Origin of the sequence: Sphaerotilus sp. (assembly GCF_041083715.1) — a bacterium.
Taxonomy (GTDB): Bacteria; Pseudomonadota; Gammaproteobacteria; order Burkholderiales; family Burkholderiaceae_C; genus Sphaerotilus.
This window is the reverse complement of sequence record NZ_JBFPGY010000027.1, coordinates 1-18,320: the sequence shown is the minus strand read 5'-3', so window position 1 is coordinate 18,320 and position 18,320 is coordinate 1. Positions and strand designations below refer to the sequence as shown.

Sequence of the window (18,320 nt, the reverse complement as noted above, 5' to 3'; positions counted from 1 at the left end):
GGCGGCTATAATCCACAGGTTTGTCTGCCAACAACGCTTCCCAGCGTCTCATGCTTGCCCAACGATTCCGGAATGGCGCTTGTCGCCGGTGCTCCACCCGCAGAGCCCGACCGGTCTGAAGCAGCGCTGGGGGCGCTCTATCCGGAGTTCCCGTGCTGCCCGTCCTGCCCCCCGCTATCCTCGCACTCGCAGACGGCACAGTCTTTCTAGGCACCTCGATCGGCGCTGCCGGTCACACAGTCGGCGAAGTGGTGTTCAACACCGCGCTCACCGGCTACCAGGAAATCCTCACTGACCCGAGCTACTGCCGGCAGATCGTGACCCTCACGTATCCGCACATCGGCAATTACGGCGTCAACGAGCAGGATGTCGAGGCCTCGAAAGTCCATGCCGCTGGTCTGATCATCAAGGACCTGCCTGTCCGCGCATCCAACTTCCGCCAGTCGATGACGCTGGCCGAGTACCTCGTGCGCGAAGGCACCGTCGCCATCGCCGACATCGACACCCGCCGCCTCACCCGCGTGCTGCGCACCCACGGTGCCCAGAACGGCTGCATCATGGGTTTTCCGGCTGACACCGCTGTGACGCAGGCCATGGTCGACGAGGCCGTCGCGCTGGCCCGCCGTGCGCCGAGCATGGCGGGTCAGGATCTCGCGCAGGTCGTCACCCGCCGCGAGCCGGAAGTCTGGACCGAAACCGAGTGGCAGCTGTTCGCCGCGAATGGCGAGCCGGGTTTCGGCCAGCAGACTGCGCCGCAGTTCCATGTCGTGGCGTATGACTTCGGCGTCAAGCGCAACATCCTGCGCATGCTGGCCGAGCGCGGCTGCAAGGTCACGGTGGTTCCCGCCAAGACGTCTGCCGCCGATGTGCTGTCCCACCGGCCGGATGGCATCTTCCTGTCCAACGGCCCTGGCGATCCGGAGCCTTGCGACTACGCGATTGCCGCCGCGAAGATCCTGATCGAGACTGGTATTCCGACCTTCGGCATCTGCCTGGGCCACCAGATCATGGCGCTGGCCTCGGGCGCGCAGACCTTCAAGATGAAGTTCGGCCACCACGGCGCCAACCACCCGGTGAAGGACCTCGACACCGGCCGCGTCTCGATCACGAGCCAGAACCACGGCTTCGCGGTGGACGCTGAAACGCTGCCCGCCAACCTGCGCCCGACGCACGTCAGCCTGTTCGACGGCACGCTGCAGGGCCTGGCCCGCACCGACAAGCCTGCGTTCTGCTTCCAGGGCCACCCGGAAGCCTCGCCCGGCCCCCATGACATTGCCTACCTGTTTGACCGCTTCACGGCGCTCATGACCCAGCACGTGGCGGAGAAGAACAATGCCTAAGCGCAGCGACCTGAAATCCATCCTCATCATCGGCGCCGGCCCGATCATCATCGGCCAGGCCTGCGAGTTCGACTACTCCGGCGCACAAGCCTGCAAGGCGCTGCGTGAAGAGGGCTACCAGGTCATCCTGGTCAACTCGAACCCGGCGACCATCATGACCGACCCGAACACGGCGGACGTGACCTACATCGAGCCGATCACCTGGCAGGTGGTCGAGAAGATCATCGCCAAGGAGCGCCCGGACGCGATCCTGCCGACCATGGGCGGCCAGACGGCGCTGAACTGCGCGCTCGACCTGCACAAGCACGGCGTGCTCGACAAGTACAAGGTCGAGATGATCGGTGCCAACGAGCACGCGATCGAGAAGGCCGAAGACCGCCTGAAGTTCAAGGACGCGATGACCAAGATCGGTCTCGGCTCCGCGAAATCCGGCATCGCGCACTCGATGGAAGAGGCCTGGGCGGTCCAGAAGGCGATCCAGGCCGACATCGGCGGCAGCGGCTTCCCGATGGTGATCCGCCCCAGCTTCACGCTGGGCGGCACCGGCGGCGGCATCGCCTACAACCCGGAAGAGTTCGAGGAGATCTGCAAGCGCGGCCTCGACCTCTCGCCGACGAAGGAGTTGCTGATCGAGGAATCGCTGATCGGCTGGAAGGAGTACGAGATGGAAGTGGTCCGCGACAAGGCGGACAACTGCATCATCGTCTGCTCGATCGAGAACCTCGACCCGATGGGCATCCACACGGGTGACTCGATCACCGTGGCCCCGGCGCAGACGCTCACCGACCGCGAATACCAGTTGCTGCGCAACGCCTCGATCGCGATCCTGCGCGAGATCGGCGTGGACACCGGTGGCTCGAACGTGCAGTTCTCGATCAACCCGAAGGACGGCCGCATGGTCGTCATCGAGATGAACCCGCGTGTGTCGCGTTCGTCGGCGCTGGCGTCGAAGGCCACGGGTTTCCCGATCGCCAAGATCGCCGCGAAGCTGGCCGTCGGCTACACGCTGGACGAGCTGAAGAACGACATCACCGGCGGCGCGACCCCGGCGTCCTTCGAGCCGTCGATCGACTATGTCGTCACCAAGATCCCGCGCTTCGCGTTCGAGAAATTCCCGGCCGCCGATTCGCACCTGACGACCCAGATGAAATCGGTCGGTGAAGTGATGGCCATGGGCCGCACGTTCCAGGAGTCGTTCCAGAAGGCGCTGCGCGGCCTGGAAACGGGCATCGACGGCCTGACCGAGCGCTCCACGGACCGTGACGAGATCATCGAGGAGATCGGCGAGGCGGGTCCGGAACGGATCCTGTACGTCGGGGACGCCTTCCGCATCGGCATGTCGCTCGACGAGGTCTTCGAGGAGACTGCGATCGACCCGTGGTTCCTGGCCCAGATCGAGCAGATCGTCGCCACCGAAACCCAGGTCAAGACCCGCACGCTGGACAGCCTGAGCGCCGAGGAGATGCGCTTCCTGAAGAAGAAGGGCTTCTCGGACAAGCGCCTGGCCAAGCTGATGGGCACCAACCAGCACGACCTGCGCCGCCGCCGCCATGTGCTGGGTGTGCGTCCGGTCTACAAGCGCGTGGACACCTGCGCCGCCGAGTTCTCCACGCAGACCGCCTACCTGTACTCGTGCTACGAGAACGCGGACGGCGAGTGCGAGGCTGCGCCCACCACCAACAAGAAGATCATGGTGCTGGGCGGCGGTCCGAACCGCATCGGCCAGGGCATCGAGTTCGACTATTGCTGCGTCCACGCTGCCCTCGCCATGCGCGAAGATGGCTATGAGACCATCATGGTCAACTGCAACCCCGAAACCGTCTCGACCGACTACGATACCTCCGATCGCCTGTACTTCGAGCCGGTGACGCTCGAAGACGTGCTGGAGATCGTCGAGAAGGAAAAGCCGGTTGGCGTGATCGTGCAGTATGGCGGCCAGACGCCGCTGAAGCTGGCGCTGGACCTGGAGGCCAACGGCGTGCCCATCATCGGCACCAGCCCGGACTCGATCGACGTGGCCGAGGACCGCGAGCGTTTCCAGCAGCTGCTGCACGCTGTCGGCCTCAAGCAGCCGCCCAACCGCACCGCGCGCACCGAAGAGGCTGCGCTGGTACTGGCCAACGAGATCGGCTATCCGCTGGTGGTGCGCCCGAGCTATGTGCTGGGTGGCCGCGCGATGGAAATCGTGCACGGCGACAAGGATCTGGAGCGCTACATGCGCGAAGCGGTGCGCGTCTCCGACAAGTCGCCGGTGCTGCTGGACCGTTTCCTCGATGACGCCGTCGAGGTGGACGTGGACTGCATCGCCGACGCCAGCGGCGCGGTGATGATCGGCGGCATCATGGAGCACATCGAGCAGGCCGGCGTCCACTCCGGCGACTCGGCCTGCTCGCTGCCGCCGTACACGCTCTCAAGCGTGCTGCAGGACGAGCTGCGCCGCCAGACCGCGCTGATGGCCAAGGCCCTGAAGGTGGTCGGCCTGATGAACGTGCAGTTCGCGATCCAGGGCGATGTGACGGCCGGGCTCGATGCCTGCACCGTCTACGTGCTGGAAGTGAACCCGCGCGCCTCGCGCACCGTGCCGTACGTGTCGAAGGCGACCGGCCAGCCGCTGGCCAAGATCGCCGCGCGCTGCATGGCCGGGCAGTTGCTGGTGGACCAGAAGGACCCGAACGGCCAGATGCCGCACGAGGTCGTCCCCCCGTACTTCAGCGTCAAGGAAGCTGTCTTCCCGTTCAACAAGTTCCCAGGCGTGGACCCGATCCTCAGCCCGGAAATGCGTTCGACCGGCGAGGTCATGGGTGTGGGCAAGACCTTTGCCGAGGCCATGCTCAAGAGCCAGCTGGGAGCCGGTTCGCGCCTGCCGCGCAGCGGCAATGTCGTGATCTCGGTCAAGACCAAGGACCATGCCCGCGCCGTGGCGATCGCCCGTGACCTGCATGCGCTGGGCTTCGGCATCGTGGCCACCAAGGGCACGGCCGGTGCCATCTCGGCGGCCGGCATTCCGGTCAAGGTGGTCAACAAGGTCAAGGACGGCCGCCCGCACATCGCCGACATCATCAAGTCCGGCGAGATCCAGCTGGTCTTCACGACGGTGGACGAAACACGCACGGCGATCGCCGACTCGCGCCACATCCGCACCGCCGCGCTGGCCAACCGGGTGACGTACTACACGACGATGGCGGGCTGCGAGGCTGCGACCGAAGCGCTCAAGCACCAGGACGGGCTCTCGGTGGTCTCCCTGCAAGAGCTGCACGCCGAACTGATCTAAACTCCGCGCCTTGATCTGTCGCCGCCGCCGGCCTTCCGCAGGGAAGCTGGCGGCGGCTCGTTTTTGTCCCTGCAATCGACTATCGAGTTAGAAGAACCATGGCCACGATTCCGTTGACCAAGCGCGGCGCCGAGCTGCTCAAAGCCGAGCTGCATCGGCTCAAGACCGTGGAGCGGCCCTGGGTGATCAATGCGATCTCCGAGGCCCGCGCGCAGGGGGACCTGTCCGAGAACGCCGAGTACGAAGCGGCCAAGGACAAGCAGGGCTTCATCGAAGGCCGGATCCTGGAAGTCGAAGGCAAGCTGGCGGTCGGACAGGTGATCGACCCGAGCACGCTCAATGCGGGTGGGCGGATCGTGTTCGGCGCGACCATCGATCTGGAGGAAGAGGAGTCGGGCGATCCCGTGACTTACCAGATCGTCGGCGAGGACGAGGCGGACATCAAGTTCGGGCGCATCTCGGTCGGCTCACCCATTGCCCGTGCGCTGATCGGCAAGGAGGCCGGTGACGTGGCGGTGGTGAACGCGCCCGGTGGTGCGAAGAGCTACGAGGTCATCGAAGTGCGCTACACCTGATCCGGAGGCCATCATGCTGAGTCGCGTCCGAACGGTGCTGGCAGCCTTGTGGCTGGGTCTGGTGGTCACCTTGGCTGCTGTGTCTGCACCGGTGCTGTTTGCAGGACTGGAGCGTGCAGACGCCGGCCGACTGGCAGGCAACATGTTCCGCATCGAGGCCTATGCGGCGCTGGGGCTGGCTGCCGTGCTGTTCCTGATCGAGCGGCGGCTGGCTTCCCTGCGGATGCAGGCGGGGCAGGGTTCGGTGCTGTCGGTGAATCTGCTGCTGGTGCTTGGTGCGCTGTTCTGCACCGTACTGGGTTATTTCGCGCTGCAACCCATGATGGAAGCGGCCCGTGCCGGACAAGGGCGGCTGAGTTTCGGTGCATTGCATGGCCTCTCCAGCGTGCTGTTCGTGTTGAAGGGGCTGTTGCTGCTGGCGTTGGTCTGGCGCGGTACCGGGACGAATTGAACGCCTTGCAGAAAACGTTACCCACGGTAAGAAACGCAAAGACCCCGGTTTCGGGGTCTTTGCGTCAACGATGGATGCGGGTGTGTGATCCCGAGGGGCTTATTCGCTGCTCTGCGCGCGTTTCTTGGTGCCGATCAGGCGCTTCTTGGACCGCTTGACGATTCCGCCTGCGGTCAGGCGCTGGTTGCCGAAGATGGTGAGCTTCTTGACCTGCGCACGTTGCGACCCGCTCTTGGAGAAAGTCAGCAGTTTCACCACGCGGGGTGCTGCGGCGCGCCGATCGGCCGAGCCGGGACGCTCTTCCTTGGCTGGCAGCGGGCGCCAGAGCACCAGCAGTTTGCCGATGTGCTGGATCGGTGCAGCTTCCAGTTCGTCGGCCAGCGAGACCAGCAGGGCTTCACGCGCCGCGCGGTCGTCGCTGAAGACACGGACCTTGATCAGTCCGTGGGCATTGAGGGCAGAGTCGATCTCCTTGAGAACGGCAGGAGTGAGTCCTTCGGACCCGATCATGACGACGGGGTCGAGGTGGTGGGCCTCAGCGCGGTGTTCCTTGCGCTGGGCCGGAGTCAATTGGATGGCAGCCATGCCGCTATTATCGTTGCGATATGAAGATCGACAGTAAAAGCAAGAAGATCAACAAGGCGTGGCTCAACGAGCACCTGACCGATCCCTATGTCCGGCAGTCCAAACGCGACGGTTACCGCGCCCGTGCCGCCTACAAGCTCAAGGAAATCGACGAGACGTTCCACCTCTTTCGACCCGGCCAGGTGGTGGTCGATCTGGGTGCGTGTCCGGGTGCGTGGAGCCAGTACCTGCGCCGTCGGTTTGCGCCGAAGGAGGCTGGCATCGGCGGTGCCGCGGCGGGCGAACTCAACGGAACGATCATTGCGCTGGATCTGCTCGATTTCGAGCCGATCGAGGGGGTGCGCTTCATCCAGGGCGACTTCCGTGAAGACGCGGTGCTGCAGCAGCTGGTGGATGTGCTGGGCGGGCGGTCCGTCGACGTTGTGGTGTCGGACATGGCGCCGAATCTGTCTGGCATCGAGGTGTCGGACGCCGCACGCATTGCCCACCTGATCGAGCTGGCCATCGAGTTTGCGCAGGCGCATCTGCGTCCGGACGGTGTGCTGGTGTGCAAGGTGTTCCACGGCAGTGGATATAGCCAGCTGGTACAGTTGTTCAAGGACCATTTCCGGGTGGTCAAGCCCATCAAGCCCAAGGCGTCCCGGGACAAATCGGCGGAAACCTTTCTGGTCGGTCTGGGGCTGAAAAATGCCGACAAGAGAAGCTGATTTCCGGTGCGAGAGTGCACGCCCGCCCTGTTCAAGGTCAGGGTTACCTGCCAAACATCGGCTTGCCGGGGGGTTGACTGCACTAGAATTGCCCCCATCTACCGCGTAGGTGCGTACCAAGCGGCACGCAAGGCCCCGATCTGGGGCGTGTTCGAATCAAATAAGGAGCCGCGGTGAACAATCAATGGTTCTCCAAAGTAGCTGTGTGGCTGGTGATAGCGTTGGTGCTGTTCACCGTTTTCAAGCAGTTTGACCGCACGGCCACGGCCGGTAACCAGATCGGGTACTCCGAGTTCCTTGAAGAGGTGCGCTCCAAGCGCATCCGCGAGGTGGTGCTGCAGGAAAATCCGGGCGGTGCCGAGATCGAAGCACTGACGACGGATGACAAGAAGATCCGCACCACGGCCACTTATCTGGACCGCGGTCTGGTCGGCGATCTCATCAGCAATGGCATCAAGTTCCGCGTCAAGCCGCGCGACGAGCCCTCCCTGCTGACCAGCCTGCTGATTTCCTGGGGTCCGATGTTGCTGCTGATCGGCGTGTGGGTGTACTTCATGCGCCAGATGCAAGGTGGCGGCAAGGGCGGTGCCTTCAGCTTTGGCAAGAGCCGCGCCCGCATGCTCGACGACACCAACAACTCGGTGACGTTCGCCGATGTGGCCGGTTGTGACGAAGCCAAGGAAGAAGTGAAGGAACTGGTCGATTTCCTCAAGGATCCCCAGAAATTCCAGAAGCTTGGCGGCCGCATCCCCCGTGGGGTGCTGATGGTCGGTCCTCCGGGAACCGGCAAGACCTTGCTGGCGAAGTCCATCGCCGGTGAGGCCAAGGTGCCGTTCTTCTCGATCTCCGGCTCGGACTTCGTGGAAATGTTCGTTGGTGTCGGTGCGGCACGCGTGCGCGACATGTTCGAGCAGGCCAAGAAGAACGCGCCCTGCATCATCTTCATCGATGAAATCGACGCGGTCGGTCGCCACCGTGGTGCCGGTCTGGGTGGGGGCAACGACGAGCGCGAGCAGACCCTCAACCAGATGCTGGTCGAGATGGACGGCTTCGAGACCAACCTGGGTGTGATCGTCGTGGCTGCCACGAACCGCCCGGACATCCTGGATCCGGCGTTGCTGCGTCCGGGGCGCTTTGACCGCCAGGTCTATGTGACGCTGCCGGACGTGCGTGGTCGCGAGCAGATCCTGAACGTGCACATGCGCAAGATTCCGATCGGACAGGACATCCGCGCCGACATTTTGGCGCGCGGCACTCCGGGCTTTTCGGGCGCTGATCTGGCCAATCTGGTCAATGAAGCTGCTCTGTTCGCTGCCCGCCGCAATGGCCGGGTCGTGGAGATGGTCGACTTCGAGAAAGCCAAGGACAAGATCATGATGGGCCCCGAGCGGAAGTCCATGATCATGCCCGAGGAAGAGCGCCGCAACACGGCCTACCACGAGGCGGGTCATGCGCTGGTGGCTCGCCTGCTGCCGAAGACGGATCCGGTCCACAAGGTGACGATCATCCCGCGTGGTCGTGCGCTGGGTGTGACGATGCAGTTGCCTGAAGGGGACCGTTACAGTCTGGACAAGGAACGCATGCTGTCCACGATCTCCGTGCTGTTTGGTGGTCGAATTGCGGAGGAGGTGTTCATGAACCAGATGACCACCGGCGCCAGCAACGACTTCGAGCGTGCGACCCAGATTGCCCGTGACATGGTGACCCGCTACGGCATGACCGACGCACTGGGCCCGATGGTCTACGCGGACAACGAGGGAGAAGTCTTCCTCGGTCGGTCGGTGACCAAGACCACCAACATGTCCGAGCAGACGATGCAGAAGGTCGATTCCGAGATTCGCCGCATCATCGACAACCAGTACGCACTGGCTCGTCGTCTGATCGAGGAAAGCCAGGACAAGATGCATGTGATGGCCCAGGCGCTGCTGGAGTGGGAAACCATCGATGCGGACCAGATCGAGGACATCATGAACGGTCGTCCGCCGAAGCCACCCAAGGACTGGATTCCGTCGGTCAACAAGCCTCCTGGAGGCCCGTCGAATCCGCCATCCATCAGTTCAGGCAATGCGACCGCGCCTGCTTGATACGCAACAGAGTCAGGACTGAATCCAGAAACGGGGCGCAAGCCCCGTTTTGTATTTGTGGTCTCGACCAGAACCCAGGGTACTCGCGATGAGTTCATCCACCAGTTCCGCCAGCTGCAGCATCCCCCCGCATCCCACCTGGACCACCAGTCGCTATCAGATCGACCTGCGTCCCGTGCGGGTCATGGGGATCGTCAACGTCACGCCAGACTCCTTTTTCGATGGCGGGCGTTCATCCGCCTCCGTGGCGCTGAAGCACTGCGAGACACTGTTGCAGCAGGGCGCCGATCTGCTGGACATCGGTGGTGAGTCGAGTCGCCCGGGGGCCGAATCGATTTCTGCGGAACAGGAGTGGCTGCGAATCGAACCTGTCCTCCGGGAAGCCCTCTCGCTGGGTGTGCCTCTGTCGATCGACACCTGCAAGCCGGAGGTCATGCAGCGGGCGCTGGATCTCGGTGCGGACATCATCAATGACATCCACGCGCTTGGTGCGGCTGGCGCCATGGATGTGGTGGCAGCTCACCCGCACTGCGGTGTCTGCCTGATGCACATGTCCGGTCAGCCGCAGACCATGCAGGTCGCACCCTGGCATGCCGATGTCGTCTCCGAGGTGAGAGACTTTCTGGTCGAACGGGTCCGTGCACTGGCAGAACGTGGGGTGGATCGCAGACGCATCGTGCTCGATCCTGGCATCGGGTTTGGCAAGCGCGTGGAAGACAACTTCGCGTTGGTGCGGGGGCAGCAGGCCTTGCTCGACTTGGGCTATCCGGTGCTGGCGGGATGGTCACGCAAATCGTCGCTCGGGGCAGTGACGGGCAAGCCGGTGACCGATCGGCTGTGCGGCAGCGTGGCGGCGGCCCTCGCCGCCGCGCAGTGCGGCGCACGCATCCTCCGTGTCCATGACGTCGACGCAACAGTGGATGCACTCAAAGTGTGGAGAGCCGCCGGATTGCTGTGACGCATGGAGATGGGCTGGGTCTGCCATTAAGGTAATGCAGGCAATGGTGGGTAACATGGCCATCCATCAGGAATTGCCTCACGGGATTGAAATGAGCAGAAAGTATTTTGGGACGGATGGAATTCGTGGTGCAGTGGGTACCTATCCGATTACGCCAGATTTTGTACTTCGGCTTGGCAATGCCGTTGGTCGGGTATTGCGCGCGACCCATGAACGTCCGGTCGTTCTGATCGGCAAGGACACGCGCATTTCCGGCTACATGCTGGAATCTGCACTGGAAGCCGGCCTCAATTCGGCGGGCGTGGACGTGATGCTGACGGGTCCGTTGCCGACACCCGGTGTTGCTTACCTGACCCGGGCCCTGCGTCTCAGTTTGGGTGTCGTCATCAGTGCCTCGCACAATCCGTATGCGGACAATGGCATCAAGTTCTTTTCGGCCCGTGGCGAGAAGCTGCCGGACGCCTGGGAGGAAGAGGTCGAAGCTGCATTGGCCGCGGAGCCACTCTGGGCGGATTCCAGTGCGCTCGGCCGGGCTCGCCGTCTGAACGATGCACCGGGGCGCTACCTGGAATTCTGCAAGTCGACCTTCTCGAACGATCTGTCGCTCAAGGGCCTGAAGATCGTCGTCGACGGTGCCAATGGCGCTGCGTATCACATCGCTCCGGACGTGTTCCACGAACTGGGTGCCGAGGTCATCCGCATTGGCTGCGAACCGGATGGCTACAACATCAATGACGGCGTCGGTGCCACGTCGCCGCAGGCACTGGTCGATGCCGTCGAACTGCACCGCGCCGACTACGGCATTGCCCTGGATGGCGATGCCGATCGGCTGCAGGTGGTGGATGGCGCTGGTCGCCTGTACAACGGCGATGAGCTGCTCTACGCCATGGTGGTGGACCGGCTGGCGCAAGGCGAATCCGTGCCCGGTGTCGTCGGGACACTGATGACGAACATGGCGGTCGAAGTCGCCATCAAGCGCCGTGGCATCGAGTTCGTGCGCGCGAAGGTGGGTGATCGCTACATCCTCGAAGAGCTGACGCGGCGTGGCTGGCAGCTCGGTGGCGAGGGCTCCGGCCATCTGCTGGCGCTCGATCGGCATACCACCGGTGATGGCATTGTCTCTGCACTGCAGGTCCTGCAAGCACAACAGCGGGCTTGCCGCTCCCTGTCCGATCTGCTGAAGGGTGTCGATCTGTTCCCGCAGACGCTGCTGAACATCAGGCTGGCGCCTGGCCAGGATTGGAAGAACAACCAGGCGCTGTTCGCAGAGGAGGAACGCATCACCGCTGAACTCGGCGACACCGGTCGCGTGCTCATCCGTGCTTCGGGAACAGAGCCCTTGCTGCGGGTGATGGTGGAGGCACAGGACGCGGAAGTGGCCCGTCGTTGTGCGCAGCGGATGGCGGACACGGTGACGGCCTGAGTTCAGATCTCCCATCCGTGCAACAAAAAACCCGGCATGAACTGCCGGGTTTTTCTTGTGGGGCTTCCGAAGGAGTCAGTGTTTCGGTGGAATCAGCACCTGGTCCACGATGTGCACGATGCCATTGCGTGCAGCGATGTCTGCACGGGTGACCAATGCGTCTTCGACGGTCACGAACTCACCGGCGCGTGCGGTGGTCAGCGTCGAGCTTTCCAGGGACTTGAGCTTGCCATTGGTGATGCTGGCCGCGGGCAAGCGCGATGGCACCACGTGGTAGGACAGCACGGCCTTCAAGCCTGCTGGGTCCTTGCCGAGTGCTTCCATGGTCTTGGCGGGAACGGCCTTGAACGCTTCATTCGACGGCGCGAACAGCGTGAACGGGCCTTCGCCGTTCAATGTGTCGGTCAGGCCAGCCTGTCGCACAAGCTGCGAGAGCGTGGACAGCTCCGGGGTGGACGCCAGCGTGTCGGCGATCGAGGGGGGCGCGCGCATGGCCGCGCAGCCAGACAGGGTCCAGGCGGTCACACCGGCCATTGCCAACAACCAGAGACGTTTGTTCATGCAAGCTCCTCGCTCAACGGGTTTCGGGCTCCGGACCGACGTCCGGACAGTCCGCCGATTCTTCTCAGGAATCGTGACGAATCGATGACGATGCCGTGGTGCCTGTGCCCGTGGTGAACAGGCAGAGCCGAACGGCTTTTCCCCGCTGCGCAGGCGAGTCACGTGGTTGTCACAATACGGGCCTACGATTCATTTCATCGGCGACGTGCCGTTGTCCGCATCTGAGGAAGCTACATGAATATTCGCACTATCGGTCAGACGATGTTGGCCTTGACTCTGACGGCAGCGGCAAGCATGGCCGCCGCGCAGGACGCCACGGGTGCCGGTGCATCGTTCCCCGCGCCGATCTATGCCAAGTGGGCGGACGCCTACAACAAGGCGACTGGTGCGCGTATCAATTACCAATCGGTCGGGTCTGGCGCAGGCATCAAGCAGATCAAGGGCAAGACCGTCGACTTCGGCGCCTCTGACGCGCCGTTGAGCGATGACGAACTGGCCAAGGACGGCCTGATGCAGTTCCCGACGGTGATCGGCGGCGTGGTGCCGGTGGTCAACATCAAGGGGATCCAGCCCGGGCAGATCAAGATGTCTGGCGAATTGCTGGCCGACATCTATCTCGGCAAGGTCACCAAGTGGAATGATCCGGCACTGGCTGCACTGAATCCTGGCGTGCCGCTGCCGGATACGGCGATTGCCGTGGTTCGCCGTGCGGACGGCTCGGGCACCAGCTTCATCTTCACGAACTATCTGTCGAAGGTGAATGCCGATTGGAAGTCCAAGGTCGGCGAAGGCACGGCCGTGAACTGGCCGACCGGCGCGGGCGGCAAGGGCAACGAGGGTGTTTCGGCATTTGTGCAGCGCTTGCCGAACTCGATCGGGTATGTCGAATACGCCTACGCCAAGCAGAACAAGATGTCGTACGTGATGCTGAAGAATGCAGCAGGCAACTTCGTGGCACCGGATGACGCCAACTTCAAGGCCGCGGCGGCTGGTGCGGATTGGTCCAAGACCTTCTATCAAGTGCTGACCAACCAGGCGGGCAAGGATGCCTGGCCGCTCACGGGCGCCACGTTCATCCTGATGCACAAGGTGCAGGACAAGCCTGGCCAGGCCACTGCTGCGCTCAAGTTCTTTGATTGGGCTTACAACAGCGGCGACAAGATGGCCAACGACCTCGAATACGTTGCGCTGCCGGATTCGCTCAAGGCCCTGGTGCGCAAGCAATGGGGTGAAATCAAGGACGCTTCCGGCAAGGCGATTGCCCACAAGTAAGTTCCACGACTTTCAACATGCACTCGCTTGCGGTCTTCGGGCCAGCAACCGAGTGCTCTGCCGTGCCCGGTGCTCGCCATCGGCTTGGCGCCCAGACCGTCCTGAGGAGTCCCTGTGGCCGCTACACTCCCGGCTCATTCGCCGGAAACTGCATCGAAAATGGCTGAAAGATCTGGAAACGAGGGCTCGCGTGCCGTGGTCCGCATGCCTTGGGCCGACACGCTGTTTGCCTTCGTTGCACAAGCCTGTGCGTGGCTGACGCTGGCCTTGCTGGTGGGCATCATCGTGTCACTGGTCAGTGGCGCGATGCCGGCCATCCGGGAGTACGGCCTGTCGTTTCTCTGGCGGAGCGAATGGGATCCTGTCGAAGATCACTACGGTGGTCTGGTCATGATCTACGGGACGCTGATGACGTCCTTCATCGCGCTGCTGATCGCTGTGCCGGTGAGCTTTGGCATTGCGCTGTTTCTGACCGAATTGTCGCCAGCCTGGTTGAAGCGTCCGCTGGGGATCGCGGTCGAGTTGCTCGCTGCCGTCCCTTCGATCGTCTATGGCATGTGGGGCCTGATGGTCTTCGGCCCGATCCTGGCGCGCTTTGTCCAGCAGCCGCTTCAACTGGTGTTCGCTGGCTTGCCGGTGCTGAGTGACCTGGTTTCCGGCCCGCCGGTGGGCATCGGTATTCTCTCGGCCAGCATCATTCTGGCCATCATGATCATCCCGTTCATCGCGTCCGTGATGCGCGACGTGTTCGAAGTGACACCACCGATGCTCAAGGAGTCTGCCTACGGATTGGGCGCGACCACCTGGGAGGTGGTCTGGAAGGTGGTGATGCCTTACACCAAGACCGGTGCGATCGGCGGCATCATGCTTGGCCTCGGGCGCGCGCTCGGGGAGACGATGGCCGTCACCTTCGTGATCGGCAACATGAACCAGCTGAATTCGGTGTCGCTGTTCGAAGCGGCCAACAGCATCACGTCGGCACTGGCCAACGAGTTCGCTGAAGCCGGCGAGGGACTGCACCAGGCATCGCTGATCTACCTTGGACTGGTCCTGTTCTTCATCACGTTTGTCGTGCTGTCCTTGTCCAAGGTTCTTCTGGCCCAACTGAAGAAAGGCGAGGGGCGCTGATGAGCACCACTGCGTCATATGAATCGCGGCTGGCGATGCACCGCCACCGCAAGCGCATCAACAGCGTGGCCTTGACCCTGTCCCTGGGTGCCATGGCATTCGGGTTGTTCTGGCTGGTCTGGATCCTGATCGAGACGGTACGCATGGGGCTGGGCGGGTTGAATCTGGCGACCTTCACCGAGATGACGCCGCCGCCTCAGGCTGAAATCGGTGGGCTGGCCAATGCGATCTTCGGTTCGCTGACCATGGTCGGCCTGGCCACACTGCTGGGAACGCCCATTGGCGTGATGGCGGGGGTGTATCTGGCGGAATATGGTCGATCCAACTGGCTGGGTCGGACCACGCGCTTCATCAACGACATCCTGCTGTCTGCGCCTTCCATCGTGATTGGCCTGTTCGTCTATGGCGTCTGGGTGGCGCGCATGAAGAGCTTCTCCGGATTCGCAGGCGTGCTGGCGTTGACGCTGATCGTCATTCCGGTCGTCATCCGCACGACCGAGAACATGCTCAGCCTGATTCCGAACGCGATGCGTGAGGCGGCCTACGCGCTGGGAACGCCCAAGTGGAAGGTGATCTTGTCGATCACGCTGAAATCGGCGCGGGCTGGGGTGATGACCGGCGTGCTGCTGGCGGTTGCGCGCATCTCTGGCGAGACCGCACCGCTGCTGTTCACGGCGCTGTCCAACCAGTTCTGGACGAGCAATCTGAACGAGCCGATGGCCAGCCTGCCGGTGACGATCTACAAGTTCGCCATGAGTCCGTACGAGAACTGGCAGAAACTGGCCTGGGCCGGGGTCTTCCTGATCACCGTGGGCGTGCTGGCCCTGAACATCGTTGCGCGCACCCTGCTGCGCAACAAACACTGAACTCCCGAGGATCCTCCGATGGACGCCAAAGTCGCTACGCCCACCGCCGAAAAGATCAAGGTGGCAGTTCGCAATCTGAACTTCTATTACGGCAATTTCCACGCACTGAAGAACATCAACCTCGACATTCCGGAGAAGAAGGTCACTGCCTTCATCGGTCCGTCGGGCTGCGGAAAATCGACGCTGCTGCGCACGTTCAACCGCATGTTCGAGCTCTATCCGGAGCAGCGCGCGGAAGGCGAGATCCTGCTGGACGGAGACAACATCCTCACGTCCAAGGAAGACATCTCGCTGATCCGTGCCCGCGTCGGCATGGTCTTCCAGAAGCCCACACCGTTCCCGATGTCGATCTACGACAACATCGCCTTCGGTGTGAAGCTGTTCGAGAATCTTCCCCGTGTCGAGATGGATGAGCGGGTTGAATGGGCGCTGAAAAAGGCCGCACTCTGGAATGAAGTCAAGGACAAGCTCGACAAGAGCGGATCTGGTCTGTCCGGTGGTCAGCAGCAGCGCCTGTGCATTGCCCGCGGCATCGCGATCAAGCCCGAAGTGCTGTTGCTCGACGAGCCGTGTTCGGCGCTTGACCCGATTTCCACTGGCAAGATCGAGGAACTGATCGACGAACTGAAGAGCGACTACACCGTGGTCATCGTCACCCACAACATGCAGCAGGCTGCGCGCAGTTCGGACTACACCGCCTACATGTACCTCGGTGACTTGATCGAGTTCGGCCCGACGTCCGATATTTTCATGAAGCCTCGGAAAAAGGAAACAGAGGACTACATCACCGGTCGATTCGGCTGACGCCAGCGCGGCACACTGCTTGCTGCGATCCTCGCGTCTGTCCCCCATATCAATATCGCCGGAGTTCCCCACCATGGACAAGCATCTCTCCAGTCAGTTCGACGCCGAGTTGAGCGGCATTTCCACCCGCGTGCTCGAAATGGGCGGCATGGTCGAGTCCCAGGTTGCACAAGCCATGCTGGCGCTGACGCAGTTCAGCGAGGAAATCGCTGTACAGGTGATCCGTACCGAAGAGCGCGTGAACCAGATGGAAATGGAGATCGACCGAGACCTCTCCACCATCATCGCCCGGCGCCAGCCGACCGCACGCGATCTGCGGCTGCTGATTGCCATCTCCAAGACCATCGGCAATCTGGAGCGTGTCGGTGACGAGGCCGCCCGCATCGCACGCACGGTGCGTGGGCTGGTTCAGACGGGGGTGCTGGGCCGGTTGCGTTTCCCGGTGTCGGACGTATCGGTCGAAGCCAGTCTGGCGACCGCCTCGCTGCGCAAGGCACTGGACGCCTTCGCACGCCTCGACGTCAACCAGGCGCTCGAGGTGATCCGTCAGGACGACGAGATCGACCGCGAGTTCGATGGTCTGCTGCGCAAGCTCATCACCTACATGATGGAAGATCCCCGCACCATCTCGGTGTCGATCGATCTGGTGTTCGTCGCCAAGGCGATCGAGCGGGTGGGCGACCACGCCAAGAACCTGGCGGAGCAGATCATCTACATCGTCAAGGGCATGGACGTGCGGCACAACACGCCGGATGCCGTGGCCGACATGGTGCGGTGAGATGGCACGTGTGCTGGTGGTCGAGGACGAGCCGGCGATCGCCGAGCTGATCGCGATCAACCTGCGGCACGTCGGCTTCGAGGTGGTGGTGGCTGCATCTGCAGAACAGGCGCAGGGGGTGGTGGACGCGGTGCTGCCGGATCTCGCCATGCTGGACTGGATGCTGCCGGGTGCCTCCGGGGTGGAGCTGACGCGCCGTTGGCGACAGGCACCGCGCACCCGCGAGTTGCCCATCATCATGCTGACGGCGCGCGCCGAAGAGCGTGACAAGGTGGCCGGGCTGGATGCAGGCGCCGATGACTACCTCGTCAAGCCGTTCTCCACTGGTGAGCTGTTGGCACGCATCCGGGCTGTCCTGCGCCGGCGGGCACCGACAGCGAGCGAGGCGGTCGTCGAATTCAGCGGCCTGCGACTCGATCCATCGACCCGGCGGGTGTCGCGTGGCGAGGCAGAGTGCCGGCTGGGACCGACGGAGTTCAAGCTGCTGCACTACCTGATGACCCATCCGGAACATGTCCACAGCCGCTCGCAGCTGCTGGACCGTGTCTGGGGCGATCATGTGTTCATCGAAGAACGCACCGTGGACGTGCACATCAAACGCTTGCGCGAAGCCTTGTTGCCGGTACATTGCGCGCAGCTGATCGAAACCGTGCGCGGCGCGGGCTATCGACTCACCCACTCCGCTACCGCCGCCTGAACGGCACGGTCCGGCCGCTGCGGCGGTGCTCACTTCCTGTGTTCGATGATCTACAAGGACCTGCCATGAGCCTTGTCCTGCGGCGTTTGTTCGCGACTCTGCTGCTCATGAGCCTGCTGGCAATGGTTGGCGGCCTGATGGGCCTGCGCCTGCACGCACCCGTGCTGGGTACTTGGGCGGGTGCGTTTCTCGGCGTGTTGCTGTCCGGCTGGCGTGATGCACGCCGGGCCGGACGATTGGTCGCCTGGCTGCGCGGCAACCTGGAGGGGGATGCTCCGCGCGACGGCCAGCTCTGGGGCGAGATGGCCTACCGCACCGAGCGTGCCCTGCGTCAGCGTGAACTGGCCCTGCGCGCCGAGCGCCAGCGGTTGGGTGAGTTCCTGCACGCGATCGAGGCGTCGCCCAACGGCGTCATCTTGCTCGATGCCGACGAGCAGATCATCTGGTTGAACCAGATCGGCGCGGTCCATCTCGGGTTGGATCCCCAGCGGGACCTGGGCCAGCGCATTACCAACCTGGTGCGTTCGCCTGCGTTCGTGACCGGCCTGCAGGCGGGCGAGAGCCGCGAGGCGATCAGTCTGCCGAACTACCAGTCCCGGATGTCCCTCACGCTGCTGGTGCGCGCCTATGGAGCTGGCCAGCGCCTGCTGCTGACCCAGGATGTGACCGAACGGCTGCAGGCCGAAGCCATGCGGCGCGACTTCGTGGCCAATGTGTCGCACGAAATCCGCACGCCGCTCACGGTGCTGGTGGGCTTTGTCGAAACGCTGGGCCACCTGCCGCTGGATGAGGCCGAGCGCCGGCGTCTGCTGGCCCTGAT

General features: G+C 63.1%; 17 protein-coding genes. 15 read left to right on the top strand and 2 right to left on the bottom strand.

The features are described 5' to 3' along the window. Window positions 1-152 precede the first annotated feature (152 nt). The 4 genes from carA (at window position 153) to AB3X43_RS01175 (ending at window position 5,637) form a co-directional block, all read left to right on the top strand. Window positions 153-1,340: a glutamine-hydrolyzing carbamoyl-phosphate synthase small subunit gene (carA, locus tag AB3X43_RS01190; RefSeq protein ID WP_369428065.1), complete on the top strand. Its 1,188-nt coding sequence runs from the start codon at window positions 153-155 to the stop codon at window positions 1,338-1,340. Continuing rightward, window positions 1,333-4,611, top strand: coding sequence for a carbamoyl-phosphate synthase large subunit (carB, locus tag AB3X43_RS01185; protein ID WP_369428064.1), 3,279 nt, complete (start codon window positions 1,333-1,335; stop codon window positions 4,609-4,611). Before carA ends, carB begins: the two co-directional genes overlap by 8 nt. A gap of 98 nt (window positions 4,612-4,709) precedes the next feature. Further along, window positions 4,710-5,186 carry a transcription elongation factor GreA gene (gene greA, locus AB3X43_RS01180; RefSeq protein ID WP_369428063.1) on the top strand — a complete coding sequence of 159 codons (477 nt, stop codon included), beginning with the start codon at window positions 4,710-4,712 and terminating at the stop codon, window positions 5,184-5,186. A 13-nt stretch (window positions 5,187-5,199) separates the two neighbouring features. After that, window positions 5,200-5,637: a DUF4149 domain-containing protein gene (locus tag AB3X43_RS01175; protein ID WP_369428062.1), complete on the top strand. Its 438-nt coding sequence runs from the start codon at window positions 5,200-5,202 to the stop codon at window positions 5,635-5,637. A gap of 99 nt (window positions 5,638-5,736) precedes the next feature. Here AB3X43_RS01175 and AB3X43_RS01170 read toward each other — a convergent pair whose 3' ends face one another. After that, on the bottom strand, window positions 5,737-6,222 hold the full coding sequence (locus AB3X43_RS01170; RefSeq protein WP_369428061.1) for a YhbY family RNA-binding protein: 486 nt from the start codon (window positions 6,220-6,222) through the stop codon (window positions 5,737-5,739). A gap of 20 nt (window positions 6,223-6,242) precedes the next feature. Here AB3X43_RS01170 and AB3X43_RS01165 point away from each other — a divergent pair, with 20 nt between their 5' ends. From AB3X43_RS01165 to glmM, 4 genes are all read left to right on the top strand, one after another. Next, window positions 6,243-6,929 carry an RlmE family RNA methyltransferase gene (locus AB3X43_RS01165; protein WP_369428059.1) on the top strand — a complete coding sequence of 229 codons (687 nt, stop codon included), beginning with the start codon at window positions 6,243-6,245 and terminating at the stop codon, window positions 6,927-6,929. Window positions 6,930-7,102: 173 nt separating this feature from the next. Next, entirely contained in the window at window positions 7,103-9,013 is a 1,911-nt protein-coding gene (gene ftsH, locus AB3X43_RS01160; protein WP_369428058.1) for an ATP-dependent zinc metalloprotease FtsH, read from the top strand. A gap of 88 nt (window positions 9,014-9,101) precedes the next feature. Further along, window positions 9,102-9,971: a dihydropteroate synthase gene (folP, locus tag AB3X43_RS01155; protein WP_369428057.1), complete on the top strand. Its 870-nt coding sequence runs from the start codon at window positions 9,102-9,104 to the stop codon at window positions 9,969-9,971. A gap of 91 nt (window positions 9,972-10,062) precedes the next feature. Then, the gene (gene glmM / locus AB3X43_RS01150; RefSeq protein ID WP_369428098.1) at window positions 10,063-11,394 is read left to right on the top strand and encodes a phosphoglucosamine mutase; all 1,332 of its coding nucleotides are present in this window, start codon (window positions 10,063-10,065) and stop codon (window positions 11,392-11,394) included. A gap of 75 nt (window positions 11,395-11,469) precedes the next feature. Here the strand turns inward: glmM and AB3X43_RS01145 are convergent, their stop codons facing one another. Next, window positions 11,470-11,955: a fasciclin domain-containing protein gene (locus AB3X43_RS01145; protein WP_369428056.1), complete on the bottom strand. Its 486-nt coding sequence runs from the start codon at window positions 11,953-11,955 to the stop codon at window positions 11,470-11,472. A 234-nt stretch (window positions 11,956-12,189) separates the two neighbouring features. On the opposite strand from AB3X43_RS01145, the gene pstS reads away from it, so the two are divergent. From pstS to AB3X43_RS01110, 7 genes are all read left to right on the top strand, one after another. After that, a complete protein-coding gene (pstS, locus tag AB3X43_RS01140) occupies window positions 12,190-13,227 on the top strand; it encodes a phosphate ABC transporter substrate-binding protein PstS (RefSeq protein ID WP_369428055.1) in 1,038 nt (345 codons plus the stop codon). A gap of 204 nt (window positions 13,228-13,431) precedes the next feature. Then, window positions 13,432-14,355 carry a phosphate ABC transporter permease subunit PstC gene (pstC, locus tag AB3X43_RS01135; protein WP_473965042.1) on the top strand — a complete coding sequence of 308 codons (924 nt, stop codon included), beginning with the start codon at window positions 13,432-13,434 and terminating at the stop codon, window positions 14,353-14,355. Next, on the top strand, window positions 14,355-15,221 hold the full coding sequence (gene pstA, locus AB3X43_RS01130; RefSeq protein WP_369428054.1) for a phosphate ABC transporter permease PstA: 867 nt from the start codon (window positions 14,355-14,357) through the stop codon (window positions 15,219-15,221). The genes pstC and pstA overlap by 1 nt, the downstream gene beginning before the upstream one ends. Window positions 15,222-15,239: 18 nt before the next feature. Beyond that, window positions 15,240-16,025 (top strand): phosphate ABC transporter ATP-binding protein PstB, encoded by a 786-nt coding sequence (pstB, locus tag AB3X43_RS01125; protein WP_369428053.1) that lies wholly within the window; start codon window positions 15,240-15,242, stop codon window positions 16,023-16,025. A 73-nt stretch (window positions 16,026-16,098) separates the two neighbouring features. After that, a complete protein-coding gene (gene phoU, locus AB3X43_RS01120) occupies window positions 16,099-16,803 on the top strand; it encodes a phosphate signaling complex protein PhoU (protein ID WP_338415852.1) in 705 nt (234 codons plus the stop codon). A 1-nt stretch (window position 16,804) separates the two neighbouring features. Beyond that, complete coding sequence (gene phoB, locus AB3X43_RS01115; RefSeq protein ID WP_369428052.1) at window positions 16,805-17,500, top strand: phosphate regulon transcriptional regulator PhoB; 696 nt, start codon at window positions 16,805-16,807, stop codon at window positions 17,498-17,500. 65 nt (window positions 17,501-17,565) lie between these two features. Further along, window positions 17,566-18,320, top strand: a 755-nt coding sequence (locus AB3X43_RS01110) for a histidine kinase dimerization/phospho-acceptor domain-containing protein (RefSeq protein ID WP_369428051.1), incomplete at its 3' end; no start/stop codon positions are given.